Annotated in this window: 19 protein-coding genes; 11 read left to right on the top strand and 8 right to left on the bottom strand. The window is 58.2% G+C overall.

The features are described from left to right. Positions 1 to 671, bottom strand: a 671-nt coding sequence (locus tag ACFIQF_RS09325) for a Rossmann-fold NAD(P)-binding domain-containing protein (RefSeq protein ID WP_393942196.1), incomplete at its 3' end; no start/stop codon positions are given. A gap of 151 nt (positions 672 to 822) precedes the next feature. On the opposite strand from ACFIQF_RS09325, the gene ACFIQF_RS09320 reads away from it, so the two are divergent. Then, positions 823 to 1,248, top strand: a complete 426-nt coding sequence (locus tag ACFIQF_RS09320; protein ID WP_393942627.1) for an Lrp/AsnC family transcriptional regulator — start codon at positions 823 to 825, stop codon at positions 1,246 to 1,248. Here the strand turns inward: ACFIQF_RS09320 and ACFIQF_RS09315 are convergent. Continuing rightward, complete coding sequence (locus tag ACFIQF_RS09315) at positions 1,245 to 2,075, bottom strand: DUF4336 domain-containing protein (protein ID WP_393942195.1); 831 nt, start codon at positions 2,073 to 2,075, stop codon at positions 1,245 to 1,247. The two genes, ACFIQF_RS09320 and ACFIQF_RS09315, sit on opposite strands and share 4 nt — an antisense overlap. A gap of 102 nt (positions 2,076 to 2,177) precedes the next feature. Between ACFIQF_RS09315 and ACFIQF_RS09310 the strand changes: the two genes are divergently transcribed. Continuing rightward, complete coding sequence (locus tag ACFIQF_RS09310) at positions 2,178 to 3,458, top strand: NAD(P)/FAD-dependent oxidoreductase (protein WP_393942193.1); 1,281 nt, start codon at positions 2,178 to 2,180, stop codon at positions 3,456 to 3,458. A gap of 40 nt (positions 3,459 to 3,498) precedes the next feature. On the opposite strand, the gene ACFIQF_RS09305 is transcribed toward ACFIQF_RS09310, so the two are convergent. After that, positions 3,499 to 4,089: a LuxR C-terminal-related transcriptional regulator gene (locus ACFIQF_RS09305; protein ID WP_393942191.1), complete on the bottom strand. Its 591-nt coding sequence runs from the start codon at positions 4,087 to 4,089 to the stop codon at positions 3,499 to 3,501. 92 nt (positions 4,090 to 4,181) lie between these two features. On the opposite strand from ACFIQF_RS09305, the gene ACFIQF_RS09300 reads away from it, so the two are divergent. From ACFIQF_RS09300 to mnmH, 6 genes are all read left to right on the top strand, one after another. Next, on the top strand, positions 4,182 to 4,883 hold the full coding sequence (locus ACFIQF_RS09300) for a CoA transferase subunit A (protein WP_393942190.1): 702 nt from the start codon (positions 4,182 to 4,184) through the stop codon (positions 4,881 to 4,883). 10 nt (positions 4,884 to 4,893) lie between these two features. Then, positions 4,894 to 5,532 (top strand): 3-oxoacid CoA-transferase subunit B, encoded by a 639-nt coding sequence (locus tag ACFIQF_RS09295; RefSeq protein ID WP_393942188.1) that lies wholly within the window; start codon positions 4,894 to 4,896, stop codon positions 5,530 to 5,532. A gap of 201 nt (positions 5,533 to 5,733) precedes the next feature. Further along, the gene (locus tag ACFIQF_RS09290; protein ID WP_393942186.1) at positions 5,734 to 6,477 is read left to right on the top strand and encodes an aldolase; all 744 of its coding nucleotides are present in this window, start codon (positions 5,734 to 5,736) and stop codon (positions 6,475 to 6,477) included. A 142-nt stretch (positions 6,478 to 6,619) separates the two neighbouring features. Next, on the top strand, positions 6,620 to 7,237 hold the full coding sequence (locus ACFIQF_RS09285; RefSeq protein ID WP_393942184.1) for a helix-turn-helix domain-containing protein: 618 nt from the start codon (positions 6,620 to 6,622) through the stop codon (positions 7,235 to 7,237). Further along, positions 7,234 to 7,767, top strand: a complete 534-nt coding sequence (locus tag ACFIQF_RS09280; RefSeq protein WP_393942182.1) for a GNAT family N-acetyltransferase — start codon at positions 7,234 to 7,236, stop codon at positions 7,765 to 7,767. Before ACFIQF_RS09285 ends, ACFIQF_RS09280 begins: the two co-directional genes overlap by 4 nt. 219 nt (positions 7,768 to 7,986) lie before the next feature. Next, positions 7,987 to 9,039 carry a tRNA 2-selenouridine(34) synthase MnmH gene (mnmH, locus tag ACFIQF_RS09275; RefSeq protein WP_393942180.1) on the top strand — a complete coding sequence of 351 codons (1,053 nt, stop codon included), beginning with the start codon at positions 7,987 to 7,989 and terminating at the stop codon, positions 9,037 to 9,039. An 18-nt stretch (positions 9,040 to 9,057) separates the two neighbouring features. On the opposite strand, the gene ACFIQF_RS09270 is transcribed toward mnmH, so the two are convergent. The 4 genes from ACFIQF_RS09270 to ACFIQF_RS09255 all read right to left on the bottom strand — a co-directional run bounded on the left by ACFIQF_RS09270 (position 9,058) and on the right by ACFIQF_RS09255 (position 11,364). Beyond that, positions 9,058 to 9,714, bottom strand: coding sequence for a DUF1294 domain-containing protein (locus ACFIQF_RS09270; protein ID WP_393942178.1), 657 nt, complete (start codon positions 9,712 to 9,714; stop codon positions 9,058 to 9,060). Between the two features lie 5 nt (positions 9,715 to 9,719). Next, positions 9,720 to 10,244 (bottom strand): 2-thiouracil desulfurase family protein, encoded by a 525-nt coding sequence (locus tag ACFIQF_RS09265; RefSeq protein WP_393942177.1) that lies wholly within the window; start codon positions 10,242 to 10,244, stop codon positions 9,720 to 9,722. Then, on the bottom strand, positions 10,238 to 10,657 hold the full coding sequence (locus ACFIQF_RS09260; protein WP_393942175.1) for a hypothetical protein: 420 nt from the start codon (positions 10,655 to 10,657) through the stop codon (positions 10,238 to 10,240). The genes ACFIQF_RS09265 and ACFIQF_RS09260 overlap by 7 nt, the downstream gene beginning before the upstream one ends. Before the next feature lie 68 nt (positions 10,658 to 10,725). Next, entirely contained in the window at positions 10,726 to 11,364 is a 639-nt protein-coding gene (locus tag ACFIQF_RS09255) for a hypothetical protein (RefSeq protein ID WP_393942173.1), read from the bottom strand. A 288-nt stretch (positions 11,365 to 11,652) separates the two neighbouring features. Here ACFIQF_RS09255 and ACFIQF_RS09250 point away from each other — a divergent pair, with 288 nt between their 5' ends. Next, on the top strand, positions 11,653 to 12,840 hold the full coding sequence (locus ACFIQF_RS09250) for a tyrosine-type recombinase/integrase (RefSeq protein WP_393942172.1): 1,188 nt from the start codon (positions 11,653 to 11,655) through the stop codon (positions 12,838 to 12,840). Between the two features lie 34 nt (positions 12,841 to 12,874). Here ACFIQF_RS09250 and ACFIQF_RS09245 read toward each other — a convergent pair whose 3' ends face one another. After that, a complete protein-coding gene (locus tag ACFIQF_RS09245; protein WP_393942170.1) occupies positions 12,875 to 13,846 on the bottom strand; it encodes a hypothetical protein in 972 nt (323 codons plus the stop codon). Between the two features lie 530 nt (positions 13,847 to 14,376). Here ACFIQF_RS09245 and ACFIQF_RS09240 point away from each other — a divergent pair. Both ACFIQF_RS09240 and ACFIQF_RS09235 read left to right on the top strand, forming a co-directional pair. Further along, on the top strand, positions 14,377 to 14,568 hold the full coding sequence (locus ACFIQF_RS09240; protein ID WP_393942169.1) for a helix-turn-helix transcriptional regulator: 192 nt from the start codon (positions 14,377 to 14,379) through the stop codon (positions 14,566 to 14,568). Between the two features lie 464 nt (positions 14,569 to 15,032). Continuing rightward, entirely contained in the window at positions 15,033 to 15,518 is a 486-nt protein-coding gene (locus ACFIQF_RS09235) for a YagK/YfjJ domain-containing protein (protein ID WP_393942168.1), read from the top strand. The last annotated feature ends 41 nt before the right edge of the window (positions 15,519 to 15,559 follow it).

The raw sequence follows: 15,559 nt of genomic DNA, 5'->3' as shown, positions 1-15,559 counted from the left end.
TCCACCATGGCGCGGCTCAGAATGGTGGCGTTGGTTTTGTCAGCGGTGACCGTAGTGACTATGTCCGCACCTTTTACCGCCTGCGCCACGCTGTCGCAGATTTGTACTTGCACATGCGGCACCTGGTTTTGCAAGTGGCGCTGCAGCTTGGTGCTGGCTGCGCGGTCAATGTCGAACAGGCGCAGCTCGCTGATGCCCAGCAGCCAGACAAACGCCAGCGCCTGAAACTCGCTTTGCGAGCCGTTGCCAATCAATGCCATGCGGCGGCTGCCAGCACGAGCCAAGCGTTTGGCCGCCATGGCGCTGGTGGCTGCGGTGCGTAAAGCGGTGGTCAAGGTCAGCTCGGTCAGCAGCACGGGCGCGCCGGTATCGGCACGTACCAAGGCGCCAAAAGCCATGATGGACGGAATGCCGCGCTGCGGGTTTTTCGGGTGGCCGTTGACGTATTTGAAAGCGAAATGCTCGCTGTCGGCCACCGGCATCAGCTCCATCACGCCGTCGCGTGTGTGCTGGGCCAAGCGGGCACTTTTGTCGAACTCCGGCCAGCGGGCAAAGTCTTCTTCCAGGGTGTGTACCAGGCCTTGCAGCACTGGTTGCAATCCCACCTGGCGTACCAACTGAGCGGCGGCATCGGTGCTGAGAAAGTCCACAGCGGTATTGTCTTGTCTCATGGTGTTGCTCCTTGTTCTGTAGCGCCTGGTGCATGCGTGCCATGCGCTGGCGCTTGTCTGCCAGTGTGAATCCAGGCGCTGACAAAGCAAAGTGCCAAAAATGGCAGAAAATGACAAGCTTGAAAGCAAAAAGAGAGAGATTGTTGTGCAAATTGACAATGTGGACCAGGCCTTGATTGCCTTGCTGCGACAGAACGCCCGAGCCAGTGTGGCCACTTTGGCGGCCAAGCTGGGTGTCTCACGCGGCACGGTCACCAACCGCATGGAGAAGCTGGAGCAGGGCGGTTTGATCGTTGGCTACACGGTGCGCTTGCGGCCGGATGCGCAGCCCGAGGTGTTGCGCGCCTGGATGAGCATCGAGATCGTCGGCAACGACACGCGCCGCGTCATGGCTTCGCTGCTGGGCGACCCGGGCGTGGCCGCGCTGCACAGCACCAATGGCCGCTGGGACGTGCTGGCCGAGTTGCAGGTCAGCAGCCTGGAAGAGCTATCGCGTACGCTGGAGCGCATCCGCCTGATCAAGGGCATCAGCAACAGCGAAACCAGTATTCATCTGGAGAGTTTTCGCGTCTCTTAGGCTGCAGCGGTTTCGTCCAGTAAGAATGCCAAGGCGCTGCGCAATTGGGCAGCTGCGTCTTGCTCAATTACCGTATCGTGCGCCAATACGATGCGCTGCACGGGCCAGCTGGCGATGGCCTGTGCCGAAGCCCGCGCCGCCGCTTTGTCGCGCAGGGTAAAGCGCAGTGCCCGAGGCATGGCCAGGCGCCCGCGTGTGCCGTTGAGCGTGTTGAACAAGCGGGCAGAAAAAGACAGATCCTGCGGGTAGTTCTGCAGTAGATCGGTCACCACCAAGCTGCCGCTGGGCTGGTGCAGCCAGACGCATTCGTTGAGCAGCGGCAGGCCGGCAAAAAACTGCATGCGCAAGGCGGCCAGCCATTCGGGCGGCAAGTCTGCTGCGTTGCGCGGATGATCAGGCAAGGTTTGCAGTTGCGCCAAATCGGGCCGCTTGGCCGCCAAACCAGGCGCGCCCCACAGCTGCGCTTGGGGGTAGTGCGCAAGCCAATCGCCGGCAAACAAATGGTGCGTGCGGTTGGGCGCCACCACCCAGCGGACCTGGCCCAGCGCATCCAGCGCAGCGCGCAGCTCTGGAGTTGGCGCAATGGGCGAATGCAACCACAGTTGTTCGCCGGCCAGGCGCACCACCGTCATGCGCGTACGCACCGGCAAACCTTGCACGCTGATGCGTTGCTGGGCGCTCCACAGATCGGGCGCGATAGAGAACAATAAGCTTGTGTGATCGGTATTGGCAGGCGTTTGCATGGGCGTGCGCAAGCAGGGCGGCAGTGGTTTGCCAGTGTAGGCCAAGCTCTTGTCGCCAGCGGCTGGTTCATGGGGGAACGTCACGCCCATTTATCCATGGTTCACAAGGGTGATTGAACATTGGAGTGCAATGGCGCTTTGGGCGCAGACCGCCACAAAGGCGGCAGCCCTGGCAAGGAGTGGCAGATGCACTATGACGTGGTGGTAGTGGGTGGCGGCGCAGGCGGTTTGGAGCTGGCCGCGCAACTCGGGCGCAAGCTGGGCGCACGCGAAGGGCGCGAGCGGGTGCTGCTGGTCGATCGCATGCCTTTCCATATCTGGAAGCCGACCTTGCACGAGGTGGCAGCCGGCACGCTCGATGCGCACCAGGAAGGTCTGTCCTACACCGTGCTGGCGCGGCGCAACCACTTCAGCTTTGCCATGGGCGAGTTCCGCAGCCTCGATGCGGCGGCGCAGAGCATTGTGCTGGCGGCCATCAACAACGATGCTGGCAAGCAAGTGGTGCCCGAGCGAACCATTCATTACCGCCATCTGGTGCTGGCCTTGGGCAGCGGCTCCAACTCATTTGGCACGCCAGGCATAGAGAACGCCTACCTGCTGGAGAGCGTGCGTGATGCGCAGCGTTTTCATGCCGATTGGCTCAGCGCCTGTGCGCATGCCTCGTATGCCGAGCCGCGTGTGCTGGCGATTGCGATTGTGGGCGCCGGCGCTACAGGCGTGGAGCTGTCGGCCGAGCTGGTGGAGGCGCATTCCATGCTGCAAGCCAGCCAGGGCAGCAACCAGCGGTTCCGGCTGGATATCAGCCTGATTGAAGGCGGTGAGCGCATCTTGGGCGGTTTGCCGCCGCGCATCTCGGAACAAGCCACCGTAGCGCTGGAGCGCAAAGGCGTGCGCGTGATGACCAGCACCCGCGTACAAGCTTTGCATGCTGGCGAGGTAGTAACGCCTTCTGGCACGGTGCGCGCCGACCTGATTGTGTGGGCTGCCGGCATCAAAGCATCGGATTACAACGCCCAGTTGGGGCTGGAAGTGAACCGCATCAACCAGTTTGTCGTGGACGACCATCTGCGCACCAGCGCCGCCCATATTTTTGCGTTGGGCGATTGCGCCGCCACGCCTTGGACGGATGGCAAAACCGTGCCAGCCCGCGCCCAAGCCGCGCACCAGCAAGCCACGTACCTGGCCAAGCTTTTGCATGCGCGCCTGAGCGAGCGCAGCTACGACGAGGCTTTTCAGTACAAGGACTTCGGCTCGCTCGTCTCGCTGGGCGACAACAAGGGCGTGGGCAACCTGATGGGCAGCCTCTCCGGCAAGAACTTCTTTGTGCAAGGCCTGCTCGCCAAGTGGATGTATATGTCGCTGCACCTCATGCACCACCGCGCCATTCTGGGCACTGGCAAAACCGCCGTGCTCGCCTTGGCGCGCCTGCTGCAGCAACGGGTTTCCGGGCGCATGAAGCTGCATTGACGGGCGTTGGGCGCAGCGCGGCGCAAGCAGCCTGGGCGCGCTAGTCCTCGTCTGGCCCCAGCACAATATCCAGCGAACTGCCGCCGGCCAGCAGCTTTTGCACCAGCTCGGCCGATGAATCTGCGCCGTATTTGCGCATCAAGCGGGTGCGGTAGATCTCGACCGTGCGGTGGCTGATGTCCAGGCAGCGGCCAATCTCCTTGCTGGTCATGCCTTCGAGCAGGCGCGCGGCCACCTCGCGCTCGCGTGCCGTCAGCTCGGCGCGCACCGGGCGCAGGGCGCTCAGGTCTTCCAAGCTCCAGACGCCGCCTTCGTGCGGATCGGCGCGGTTGAAGGCGCGGCCCATCACATGGCACCAGAACATCTCGCCATTGGCGCGCTTCATGATGCGGTTGTCGGAGTACAGCCCATGCGCGTTCAAGATGGGCGCAATGCGCTTGCCCAGGCGCTCGAACTCGTCGGCGCTAGGGTAGAGAATCTGGAAAGACTGGCCAATCATCAGCTCACGCGAAGTGCGGAACATGGCGCAGACCTGCTCGTTGCAGTCGATCATCTTGCGGTGGTGCGAAACCACCAGGCCGACGGGCGCCATCTCAAAGGCTTGTTGGTAGTTCAGAGCGGTCACTCCCATGGCAAATTTTGTCCCCTTTACGAAATACTACGTATGCTAATACGTAGTATGCTTGATCTGCGAATTCAGTCCATCCCTACCAGGAGACAAGTGTGAACAAAATCTATCCCAACGCGGCTGCAGCGCTCGAAGGCGTGGTTGCCGATAACCAGTTGCTGGCCGTCGGCGGCTTTGGCCTGTGCGGCATTCCCGAAGCGCTGATCGAAGCGCTGCGCGACAGCGGCGTCAAGGGCCTGACCGTGGCCTCCAACAACGCCGGCGTGGACGGCTTTGGCCTGGGCAAGCTGCTCGAAACCCGCCAGATCAAGAAGATGATCGCCAGCTACGTGGGCGAAAACAAAGAGTTCGAGCGCCAGTACCTGGCCGGCGAGCTGGAGCTGGAGTTCACGCCCCAAGGCACGCTGGCCGAAAAAATGCGCGCTGGCGGCGCTGGCATCCCGGCCTTTTTCACCAAAACCGGTGTGGGCACGCAAGTGGCCGAAGGCAAGGAGCTGCGCGAGTTTGATGGCGAAACCTATGTGATGGAACGCTCCATCGTGGCCGATGTCTCGCTGGTCAAGGCCTGGCGCGCCGACAAGAGCGGCAACCTGCAGTTCCGCCTGACGGCCCGTAACTTCAACCCTGCAGCGGCCACCTGCGGCAAGGTCTGCATTGTGGAAGTGGAAGAAATCGTCGAAACCGGCGCCTTGAAGCCCGACGAAATCCACCTGCCTGGCATCTATGTGCACCGCCTGGTGCTCAATGCCACGCCGGAAAAGCGCATCGAAAAGCGCACCATCACCGAGAAGAAATAAGGAGCCCGACATGCCTTGGACCCAAGACCAAATGGCCGCCCGTGCGGCACAAGAGCTGGAAGACGGCTTCTACGTCAACCTCGGTATCGGCATCCCCACGCTGGTGGCCAACCACACCGGCGACAAAGAGGTGTGGCTGCAATCGGAAAACGGCATGCTCGGCATTGGCCCATTCCCGACGGAAGACGAGATTGACGCCGACCTGATCAACGCCGGCAAGCAGACCGTGACGACCATCGCCGGCTCGTCCATCTTCAGCTCCGACCAGTCGTTCGCCATGATCCGTGGCGGCAAAATCAACCTGTCCATCCTGGGCGCCATGCAAGTGTCCGAAAAGGGCGACCTGGCCAACTGGATGATCCCTGGCAAGATGGTCAAGGGCATGGGCGGCGCGATGGACCTGGTGGCCGGCGTCAAGCGCGTGATCGTGCTGATGGAACACGTGGCCAAAAAGAAAGACGGCACCACCGATCTGAAGATCCTGAAAAACTGCACCCTGCCATTGACCGGCGTGGGCGTGGTGGACCGCATCATCACCGACCTGGGCGTGTTCGACGTGACCGAGCAAGGCCTGAAGGTGATCGAGCTGGCGCCCGAAGTGAGCTTTGAAGACGCGCAAGCCAAGACCGGCGCGCCGCTGATCAAGTAAGCTTTAGCAGCCAGCCAAACACCAGCCACCTTTGCGGGTGGCTTTTTTGTCTCTTGAACAGTGCTTTCGCTTGGCCTGACAAACCCAAGTGGCAAAACCTGAGCCCAGCCATTAGGGACAAACCTAGCCTGGTTTCGCTTGTTCCTGCTGCTGACGCCCTCCATACTGGCAAGGTTTTGCCACCTTGGATTTCGAGTCGCCATGAATGCACCTTACTCCCCTGATGCCATCGCCCACCCCCTGTTTACCAGCCCCGACGTGGTTCAAATGCGCGAAGACATGGCCTTGGCCTTGCGTGCCGCTGCCCACTTTGGCCTGGGCGAGGGCGTTTGCAACCACTTCAGCATGGCGCTGCCCGATGGCGAGCACTTTTTGCTGAACCCACGCGGGCTGATGTGGGGCGAAGTGCAGGCCGACGACATTGTGGTGGTGGATGCTGAGGGCGCCGTAGTGGCTGGCGGCCACGCGGTGGAGCCCACAGCCATGTTCATCCACGCCGCTGTGCACAAGATAGCTCGCAAAACCTGCGTGCTTCACACCCACATGCCATACGCCACGGCGCTGACCTTGACGCAGCAACGCGCGCTCGACACCTCGCTGAGCCAGAACGCCATGCGCTTTCATGGCCGCTTGGCGGTAGACAGCCAGTACAACGGCCTGGCGCTGGATTACCGCGAAGGCGAGCGCATTGCCAACGCCATGCAAGGTGCAGACATCAGTTTTCTGGGCAACCACGGCGTCATCGTCTGCGGCGAGCGCATGGACTATGCGTTTGACGATCTGTACTACCTGGAGCGCGCCTGCCACGCCCAGGTGTTGGCGCAAAGCACGGGCATTGCACTGGCACCCTGCGATCCGGCGCTTGCCGCCCGCGTGGCCGAGCAGACCAACAGCGAACGCCTGCAATCGACGCTGTTTTTCGAGGCACTGCGCAGAAAGCTGTGAGCAGCATTAACCAACCGCTGCAGCGCACCGCTAGCAGCGCTTCCCGCGCGAGGGTGAGTACGAGACTTGTTGGGAGTTGGCTGAAGGCTCGGTACGAGTGATGATTCCAATATACAAGAAATATTTCTTGTAAAATGGATGCATGTCCACCACGCCCACGATTGACCAGCTGATTGCCGAGCGTGTACGCGAGCTGCGCAAACAGCACGGCCATTCGCTCGAAACGTTGGCCCAGCTCAGCGGGGTGAGCCGCTCGATGATCTCGCTCATAGAGCGCAGCGAAACCAGTGCAACGGCGGCAGTTTTGGGCAAGCTCGCCCAGGCCTTGCAGGTGCCACTGGCTTTTTTGTTTGAAGAGCCGGCCAGTAGCGCCGAGCCGCAGCCTTTGGCGCGTGCCGCCCAGCAGCAGTGCTGGCAAGACCCGGCTACGGGTTATGTGCGCCGCCATTTGTCGCCCAGCGGCTATGCCGCCCCCTTGGAGCTGGTGGAGGTGGTTTTTCCGCCTGGCCAAAGCGTGGCTTTTGACAACGCCTTGCGCAGCGAGCCGCTGCATCAGCAGCTGTGGTTGCTGGAAGGGTGCATGCAGATCAGCCTGGGCGAGCAGCACTGGCAGCTGGAGCAGGGCGATTGCCTGGCGATGGCGCTGAACCAGACGATTGTGTTTGCCAACACCAGCCGCAAACCGGCGCGCTATCTGTTGGCCCTGACGGCCTTGCCCGAGCGCGTAGCGCCTGTGAATTTCTCCCGGAGTATTGGATGACTGCCCCCTTGCAACTGGTGCCTTGCACCCATGCGCGCCATGCCGACGCGATTTTGGCCATCTTCAACGACGCTATCGTCAACAGCACTGCGCTCTACGACTACAAAGCGCGCACCGCTGAAAACATGGTGGCCTGGTTCGACGCCAAGCAAAAAGGCGGCTACCCGGTGATCGGTCTGGAAGACGACAAAGGCGAGCTGCTCGGTTTTGCCAGCTACGGCGCTTTCCGCGCTTACCCAGCCTACAAATACACCATGGAGCATTCGGTCTACGTGCGTAACGACCAGCGCGGCAACGGCCTGGGCAAGCAGCTGATGCAAGCGCTGATCGAGCAGGCGCGTGCCAACGATGTGCATGTGCTGGTGGGCGCTATTGATGCCGCTAACGCAGGCTCGATCAGCCTGCACGAAAAGCTGGGCTTCAAGAGCGTGGGCCTGATGCCGCAGGTCGGCTTCAAGTTTGGCCGCTGGCTTGATTTGGCCCTGTACCAGCTGGTGCTGCAAACGCCGGCGCAGCCTATTGATGGCTAAGCCTGGCGCTCCGGGAGCGGCCAAAAGCAGCGCCCAGCATGCGTCCTTTGGCGCGGTGGGATAATTGCTGCTTTGCGCGCAGCGCGGCAGGCTCCTGAGTCAGCCGTGAAAGCTGTGTCGAGGCTCGATCAACTCTGCGCAGTTGCCGCCTTGGTGTTTTAGCCAGGCGGCATTCGCCCACGTTGATGGAGAGCGCTTTCCCCAGCGCCACGCCTTGCCATGTCTCACCGCCAGCCTGTTCGCGTCAGCGAAATCGACCAGTTCCAGTCCATCATCGACGCGCGCTCGCCCGCCGAATTTGCGCTTGACCACATTCCCGGCGCCATCAACTGCCCGGTGCTCAACAACGAAGAGCGCGCGCAGATCGGCACCATCTACAAGCAAGTCAGCCCCTTCGAAGCCAAGCGCCTGGGCGCTGCCATGGTGAGCGCCAACCTGGCGCGCCATCTGCGCGACACTTTCCACGACAAGCCTGCCAACTGGAAGCCGCTGGTGTATTGCTGGCGCGGCGGCTTGCGTAGTGGCTCCATGGTGACCTGGCTGCGCCTGGTGGGTTGGGACGCGCAGCAACTGGCTGGCGGCTACAAAAGCTTTCGCGGCCATGTGGTGGAGCAGATCGAGGCCATCGTGCCGCAACTGCAGTTGCGCGTGCTCTGCGGTGCCACCGGCAGCGCCAAAACGCGCATCTTGCACGCGTTGGTGGAGCAAGGCGCGCAGATGCTGGATCTCGAAGGTTACGCCAGCCACAAAGGCTCGCTCCTGGGCAATCTGCCTGGCGTGGAGCAGCCCAGCCAAAAACATTTCGAGACCTTGCTGGCCGAGCAAATGGCCCAGCTCGATTTGAGCCGGCCCGTGTTCATCGAAGGCGAAAGCGCCAAGATCGGCCGCATTGCCTTGCCATTGCCGCTGGTGGCGCAAATGCGGGCTGCGCCAGTGGTGGAGGTGCAGGCCAGCCAAGACGCTCGCTTGGCTTATCTACTTCGCGATTACGCTTACCTGGGCGACGACGCCGAGCAACTGGCCACCAAGCTGGGCTACCTCAAAGAGCTGCAAGGCAAGGAAGTGGTTGGCCGTTGGCAAGAGTGGGCCCGCACGGGCGATTTGCCAGCCTTGTTTGCAGAGCTGATGGCGCTGCATTACGACCCGCATTACCAGCGCTCGCAAGAGCGCAATTTTGAGCAATGGCCGCAGCGAGCCAGCTTTGAAAGCCAGGATTTGAGCGACGCTGGCATTGGGCAATTGGCAAGCAGCATTGCCGAGCAAGTGCGCTGAATAGCCTCGGCCGCTGGCCTAGAAAAAAGGCCAGCGCAAGTGCATGCCGAGTGGCGAATAGCGCAGGCAGAGCCAGGCCAGATTCGCCGCCACGCTCAGCCAGAACAGCAGCAAAAAGCTGGGCTTGCTGCTTTTGTGGCGTAGCGTTTGCTGCGCCAACAGCGCGCCCGGCCAGCCGCACAGCAGGCCTACGGTGAGCAGTGTGTTTTCCGAGGTGCGCCACCTGTCTTGCTGGGCAGCTTTTTTGTCTTTGGCGTACAGAAAAAAAGTAACTACCGACATCAGCGCATACCAGCGCGCAGGCAGAGCGGTCGATGTGTAAAGCTGGCCCAGTACCAACAGCAAAACCGCCAGCAGCGGAATCAGCAGCAAAAGCAGTGGCTGGCGCGGTGCATGAAAAAAGCGTTCTGTTCGTGCTCTGCTTGGTGCGGCGCTGCGCTTGGCCGCGTTGGCCGTACTTTCGCCCACTTTCAGCAGCCGTACCGCGCTGGCTCGCTGTTTGCCATCGGGCCCGGCGTCCAAGGTGTAACTCAGCCGCTGTTGCAGTTGCGGCCGCGCCGCGCTTGGCCCAAAGGCTTTGATGTGCACAAACACCTGGGCGCCACCGGCATCGGGCGCAATAAAACCAAAACCACGCTCGTCGTTCCACGACTGCAGCACACCTTCAAAACGCATAAAAATCAGAGGCTAGGGGAAGTCAATTGTTGCAGTTGCAGTGCAGCGGCTTGCCAGTCTTGCTCACCAAAAACCTGAACGCCGGCTTGGCGCAATAGCGCGCAAGTCACGCCGTCGCCGGCAATCAATTGCCCGGCAAACTGGCCGTCATACACTTGGCCGGAGCCACAAGAAGGGCTACCTTCTTTCAGCACCGCTACTTGTATGCCGTGCTGTTGCACCAGCTGCAAGGCCAGCTGTGCGCCTTGCACAAAGGCGGCGCTGACGTCATTACCTGCGCTGTCACGCACCTGGGCTTGGCCCAGCAAAACCGCAGTGGCTGGGCCGCCCACCAGCTCTGCGGGCAAGCGGGGCGTGGGCAGACCGCCGGCTGTCTCTGGGCACAGGCCAATGACTTGGCCGTTGGCCAGCCAGCCTTGCAGTACGGGATGATGGGCGAGTTTGTGCCCGCCGTCATAACGCACGGGTTGGCCGAGCAAGCAGCCGCTGACCAGAACCTTGGGCAAGCTCTGCGCCTGGTTCTTCAGCATTTGAAAACTTCCACAAAGCGCGCACCGGCGGCTTCTTCGCAGCGCAGGCTGTGCGCTTGTACCTGCAACCAAGCTCCGTTGGCGCATTGCAGATCCAGCTTCAACAATTCTGCGCCGCTTTGCCACTGGCTCGGCAAGGGCAGGCTGGCCAGGCGTTGCTGGGCGTGCAGCAGCTTGCCGTCGCTCAAGCGCCCGGTGCAATGCTGGATATCGCCCTGAAAACTGGCTTGGCCCAGCCACAAAGACACGCCATTGCTGTAACCCTGCTGCTCATTGCTGCAGCCGGATAGCGTGGCCGAAGCAGCGGCTGCATTTGTTCGCAGCATGGCGGCGGCAAAGTGGATGTGCAGGCTGCCGTCAGCCATGTCGATACGGCTGATTTCGGAGTCGGCAAATTCAAAGAAGCGCAGCATGCAGCGATTGTCGCAGAGTCCGGAGCGCTGGTTTGCTATCAAATCACAAGCGGCTAGCGTTCGGCTGCTTAGCTTTGCGGCTTGTTGAGCAGTTGGAAGGAGCGCAGCGCACGCGATGCGTACAGCTCCTGGTTGTACGAGGGCGGATCGGGCTGCAGCACATTCATCATGTACAGGCGTTCGCCTTGCAAGTGCAGTTGGATGCGCATCACATGCGTGTGCACGGGCGCAGCGTGGCGCTTGCGCAGAAAGCGCGGCAACAGTGACCAGCCGCGCTCGGCCACAACTTCAATGGTGTAGGTGGCATTGTCGGGGTAGCTGAAGCCCGAGCGCAGTTGGCCCTGGCTGCGTTCGAGCATCAGCAGCTTGTACTGCTCCAGCAATTGCGCGGTTTCCTGCTTTTTGCGCAGCGGCACGATCACCGCTTTCGGTATGTCGGTGTAGCCGACGGTATAGCTCACGCCGTCGTTGGTACAGAAATAATCTGTCTGGCTTTGCTTGCCCACAGCGCTTTGCAGGTCGCTGGTGATGCTCTTGGTCTGGCAAGGCAGATCGGCACTGAAGCCGGCGCCTTCCGGGCGCAAACGCTGTATTTGGGGCGGCGTGTACCAGGCGTAGAGCGCCCAAAAGCACAAAGCCCCCGCCACTGGCAGCCCCAGCTTGAAGCCCAGCAGTATGCGTGCATTTTTGGAGGTGGGCGTGCTCATCGGGCCTGTGCGAAAGACGGTGGTGCGCGAGTTTAACGGCCTTGTGAGTGGGCCGGTACCAGTGCCAGATCGTGCAGCCACGGCATGGCCGATTGCGTCCAGATCTGTTGCTGCGGCGGAAACAGCGTCCGCCAAGTTGTAGTTCGCTAGAGTTCCGGATTGTTTATTATGATATTGATTTAAAAGAATATTTGTCTATTTCTTGTTCGTTGAAGTTCGCGGGGTTTTGCTAACATGCGTCGTTCTATGTGGGTATGATGTGGGTGCAAAATCAATCTTTTTACCTCTATGCCCAAAGTCGCCAAACAACTCTCAGACCGCTCGGTCGCAGCCCTCAAGACCATAGGTAGACATGCCGTTGGAGGCGTGCCGGGCCTGCACCTGCTAGTGTCGGCAGGCTACCGTAGCTGGATCTTGCGCATTCAAGTGAGCGAGCAGCGCAAAGACATCGGTCTTGGATCCTATCCCACTATCAGCCTGGTAGAGGCGCGTAACAGGGCCAGAAAAATCCATGATGACCTGCGCAGTGGCCTGATCCCTGTATCTCCTCGCCAGCAGCAACGCCGCATCCTCACTGAAAAGGCCGCGACACATAAAACATTCCGCTGGTGTGCAGAAGAATATCTCAAGGCTAAGTCATCCGAGTGGAAGAATGCCAAGCACTGCCAGCAGTGGGAGAATACGCTCGAAGCGTATGCCATGCCTCGTCTCGGTCATCTGGCCGTCTCTTTGATTGACCTTCCCCATGTGCTGGCTTGCCTTGAACCCATCTGGACCAGCAAGAATGAGACGGCTAGCCGTCTGCGTGGGCGCATCGAAACTGTTCTGGACTGGGCTGCTGTTCGCAAATACCGCGGTGGTGACAATCCTGCCCGCTGGAAGGGGCACCTCGACAAGCTTCTAGCAGCCCCCTCAAAGATCCAGAAAGTTGAACACCACCCTGCGATTCCCGTCGATGACATGTCTGCATTCGTGCGAGATTTGCGCGCGCGCTCAGGAATTGGCGCGCGTGCCCTGGAATTCCTGATCCTGACTGCCGCTCGCTCGGGGGAGGTTAGGGGCGCGGCTTGGTCAGAGATCGATCTGGACAAGGCCATCTGGACAGTGCCTGCTAGGCGCATGAAAACCGGGGTGGAACACCGTGTGCCTCTCTCAACAGAAGCTCTCAAACTGCTTAAAGCACTTCCTCAGCTTGCAGGCAGCGAGCTTCTCTTTCCCGGCACTAGAGGCCAAAAGCTTTCCGTCATGACTCTGCCGGAAGTTATGCGTCGCATGAATTCAAATGCAGTTCCACACGGATTCCGTTCCACATTCCGTGATTGGGCGGGCGAGAAAACCAACTTCCCCCGAGAACTGGCCGAGCAGGCATTGGCTCACACTTTGCAAAATAAAGTAGAAGCTGCCTATCGGCGCGGCGATGCATTAGAAAAGCGCAGAGAGATGATGCAGGAATGGGCAACTTTCATTGAAGGTTGAATTCTCATCCTTGGAGATTACATTTTTAATCTGGCTAACGCCGGATTAGATGCTTTAAGCTTTCTTTATTCTTATTTTGAAAAATAGTATTTAAAAAGGCAGATCCTCTTACTTTGTGTTCTTTGGCAATTTCCTTGATGAGATACTCTGCTTCCTCAGTCAGGATGAAGCTGCAGCTTTTCTTTTTATTGATCTTCTTGTTTTCTTTTCTGGATGCCCGGTTGTTATACAGTCCGCTGATCCTATTGAAAACAAATTCCTTGAAGCGGCTTGGGCATCGTTGATCGTGGAAAAATATCTCCAGATCCACCATTGATTCGACAGTTGGCATCAAAGGAGTGGTTGAATTCTCCTGCGTGATCATGGCAATTTGATCCGCAGGAATGTCTTTAATGATCTTGCCGGAATAAAAATGGGCTGCGTCTAGCTTTTCAGCGTTATCAAACCAAGCCAGCTTTTTCGCCCAAGTCAACGTCATCACTTGCAATGCAGCCCTTATCTTTGATAGCTTTCTCACAACCATGGGAACATCAAAATCAGAGGTGTCAAACAAATAGGCCAGCGCTACGTCCTTTTTTTGTCCCCTCAGGAATGCATTTCTGGCAGACAAGTCACTAGTAATTCCGTGACCACTCAGCTTGGACCGTATTGACTTAGGATCGTACTCCAAGAGAAAACGGAATTCACTTTCTGGCACATAGAGCGAAACAGCCATTTTTTCCAGCAAGGGATGATCTTCCCCGCTGAAGTCATAAGAAATCGGAAATCCCTTATTGCCATCTGGCAAAAGTTTTCCGTACTTTCGCACAAAGGCATTTCCAATTTCTATTAGCAATTGATCCTCGCTCAAGCTAGCGATGTCAACTTCAATTGCCAAGTGAAAAGCGATGGATGCGAGCCTTCTTTTTTCATGGATAAAGCGTGGAAAGACGTATCCGAATGCCAGTCTGGCATCGCTCTCTTTTACCCGGGTAATTTTTCTATGTAACATTTCGTATGTTGTCATGATGATGATTCGTGTGATAGAAAAACGATAGATTCATGACTCTTTCATGGGTTTTTCATGAGTTGTTAGGTTTGGAGCGTACCAGGAGATGCAGAGGTAGTCAAGGTGAATGTTTCGTCGCTCATCGCTGGGGGGGGGGGTGCTTCTCGCGTCTGCGCCATGTGCCTGGCTTGGCTATGGAGCCGCCTGGGGATGGCCGGGATCAATGGGTAAAGGCGCCGGTCTTTGTGGCTTGGGTGCGGAGGCTTCGCCGTAATGCAGTCCAATAGGCGAACCAAAGAAGAGGCTGAATTTTTCGAGCGAAAAATCTCTGGCTATGGAAGAAATAGGCCTTGCTCAAGGAATCCCCGAGAAGTACCCAAGAGCTGCCTGGTAAGTCCCCTGCCAGAGGTCGTATCCGTGGAAGGCCGTCGTGTGGCATGCTTTTGGCGGTTCCAGGGGAAATTGTTCCATTCCATGCATGGAGCGGTCTGCCAGTGTTTAAAAAAATACCGCAGGCAATCCGATGTCAAAGACACCGGAGTTTCATCATGCGAGTACTGAAGTTGAAAGACGTTCTTTCCAAAACAGGGCTGGGTAAGACCTCGCTCTACAAGCTCATCAATCTCTCTGAATTCCCCAAGCCCATTAGCCTGGGTTTGCGGGCTGTTGGTTGGCTGGAGAGCGAAATCGAGGCCTGGATTCAAGATAAAATCAATGCCCGTGACCAGCAGGTTATTTGATATTCTTTCAGAGTGAGATAAAAGAAATAAAGCAGCAGATCATCAGGGCTCTTTCCTTGGTGATCTGTTGTTTTATGGTCTGAATCTCGTCTCTTATGCTGTATGTTTAAGTTCTATTAATTAATGTAGAGGTGGTGTAGGGGAATGTAGGATCAATAGAAAAGCAATAGGCTGTGTACAAACACAGCCAGCTATACAAGCCTTGATAGGCTGATTGTTTGATGAACCAGAGATACCTACGGTATCGATCTATGGCTTAGAGCATTGTGCTCAATGACCTCTGAGCATCAAGCTCAGATGGATGATCATTACGAGCCAATTGCCTATCTGCATTGAACCTTATCAATGCAGTCATTGGATAGAGGAGGAGAGTAGCAATCTGTGCCATGGCACTTTTTATCCATGAAAGTGCAATCTTGATTAGCGCTTTCAACTGTGTGCGAACAACCACCAGGACACACAGCATGAAACGCAATCCTTTGAATACCAACCATCAACTGCTCCATGGAGATCATTTTCATGGATATCCTGTTCAGACCAAACGCGGCTATCTGATCTCCAATCACCTCCAGCGCATCCATGATTGCCTATACCGCTCTTTGGAGCTTCATAGCAGCATCTGTGTGATGCGCTTTGACTTGTATGTTCCTGACTATGTATCCGCTGATGTATTGCTCAGCAATACACTCATCTCGAAGTTCATTGCATCCATGCGTGCCAAGATCGAGCATTCTCAGGAGCAGAGCAGAAATGAAGATCATCGCGTTCATAACGCCGATATGCGCTACATGTGGTGTAGGGAGATCGGTGGCAATGGTCGCGTGCACTACCACGTGGCGCTGGTGTTCAACCACGCTGCCTACGCATTCATGGGGAAGTTCGACTTGGCAAGCAGCAACATGTACGCAAGGATCGGTAATCCCCCCACAAACCACCGCTCTGAGAAGTAGAGCTATGCGGCCATGGCCAGCCGCTGTTTGGGGGTGATGCC

The organism is Comamonas trifloxystrobinivorans, from assembly GCF_043359985.1.
GTDB lineage: Bacteria > Pseudomonadota > Gammaproteobacteria > Burkholderiales > Burkholderiaceae_C > Comamonas > Comamonas trifloxystrobinivorans.
The sequence above is the reverse complement of the archived record's forward strand: the minus strand, read 5'-3'. Positions and strand labels throughout refer to the sequence as shown.

Excerpts from the sequence above, each read along its gene's own strand:
- ACFIQF_RS09285 (WP_393942184.1), top strand. The coding sequence starts at position 6,620 with ATGTCCACCACGCCCACGATTGACCAGCTGATTGCCGAGCGTGTACGC.
- mnmH (WP_393942180.1), top strand. The coding sequence starts at position 7,987 with ATGTCTCACCGCCAGCCTGTTCGCGTCAGCGAAATCGACCAGTTCCAG.
- ACFIQF_RS09290 (WP_393942186.1), top strand. The coding sequence starts at position 5,734 with ATGAATGCACCTTACTCCCCTGATGCCATCGCCCACCCCCTGTTTACC.
- ACFIQF_RS09270 (WP_393942178.1), bottom strand. The coding sequence starts at position 9,714 with ATGCGTTTTGAAGGTGTGCTGCAGTCGTGGAACGACGAGCGTGGTTTT.
- ACFIQF_RS09310 (WP_393942193.1), top strand. The coding sequence starts at position 2,178 with ATGCACTATGACGTGGTGGTAGTGGGTGGCGGCGCAGGCGGTTTGGAG.
- ACFIQF_RS09260 (WP_393942175.1), bottom strand. The coding sequence starts at position 10,657 with ATGCTGCGCTTCTTTGAATTTGCCGACTCCGAAATCAGCCGTATCGAC.
- ACFIQF_RS09245 (WP_393942170.1), bottom strand. The coding sequence starts at position 13,846 with ATGACAACATACGAAATGTTACATAGAAAAATTACCCGGGTAAAAGAG.
- ACFIQF_RS09250 (WP_393942172.1), top strand. The coding sequence starts at position 11,653 with ATGCCCAAAGTCGCCAAACAACTCTCAGACCGCTCGGTCGCAGCCCTC.
- ACFIQF_RS09265 (WP_393942177.1), bottom strand. The coding sequence starts at position 10,244 with ATGCTGAAGAACCAGGCGCAGAGCTTGCCCAAGGTTCTGGTCAGCGGC.
- ACFIQF_RS09305 (WP_393942191.1), bottom strand. The coding sequence starts at position 4,089 with ATGGGAGTGACCGCTCTGAACTACCAACAAGCCTTTGAGATGGCGCCC.
- ACFIQF_RS09295 (WP_393942188.1), top strand. The coding sequence starts at position 4,894 with ATGCCTTGGACCCAAGACCAAATGGCCGCCCGTGCGGCACAAGAGCTG.
- ACFIQF_RS09235 (WP_393942168.1), top strand. The coding sequence starts at position 15,033 with ATGAAACGCAATCCTTTGAATACCAACCATCAACTGCTCCATGGAGAT.
- ACFIQF_RS09280 (WP_393942182.1), top strand. The coding sequence starts at position 7,234 with ATGACTGCCCCCTTGCAACTGGTGCCTTGCACCCATGCGCGCCATGCC.
- ACFIQF_RS09240 (WP_393942169.1), top strand. The coding sequence starts at position 14,377 with ATGCGAGTACTGAAGTTGAAAGACGTTCTTTCCAAAACAGGGCTGGGT.
- ACFIQF_RS09255 (WP_393942173.1), bottom strand. The coding sequence starts at position 11,364 with ATGAGCACGCCCACCTCCAAAAATGCACGCATACTGCTGGGCTTCAAG.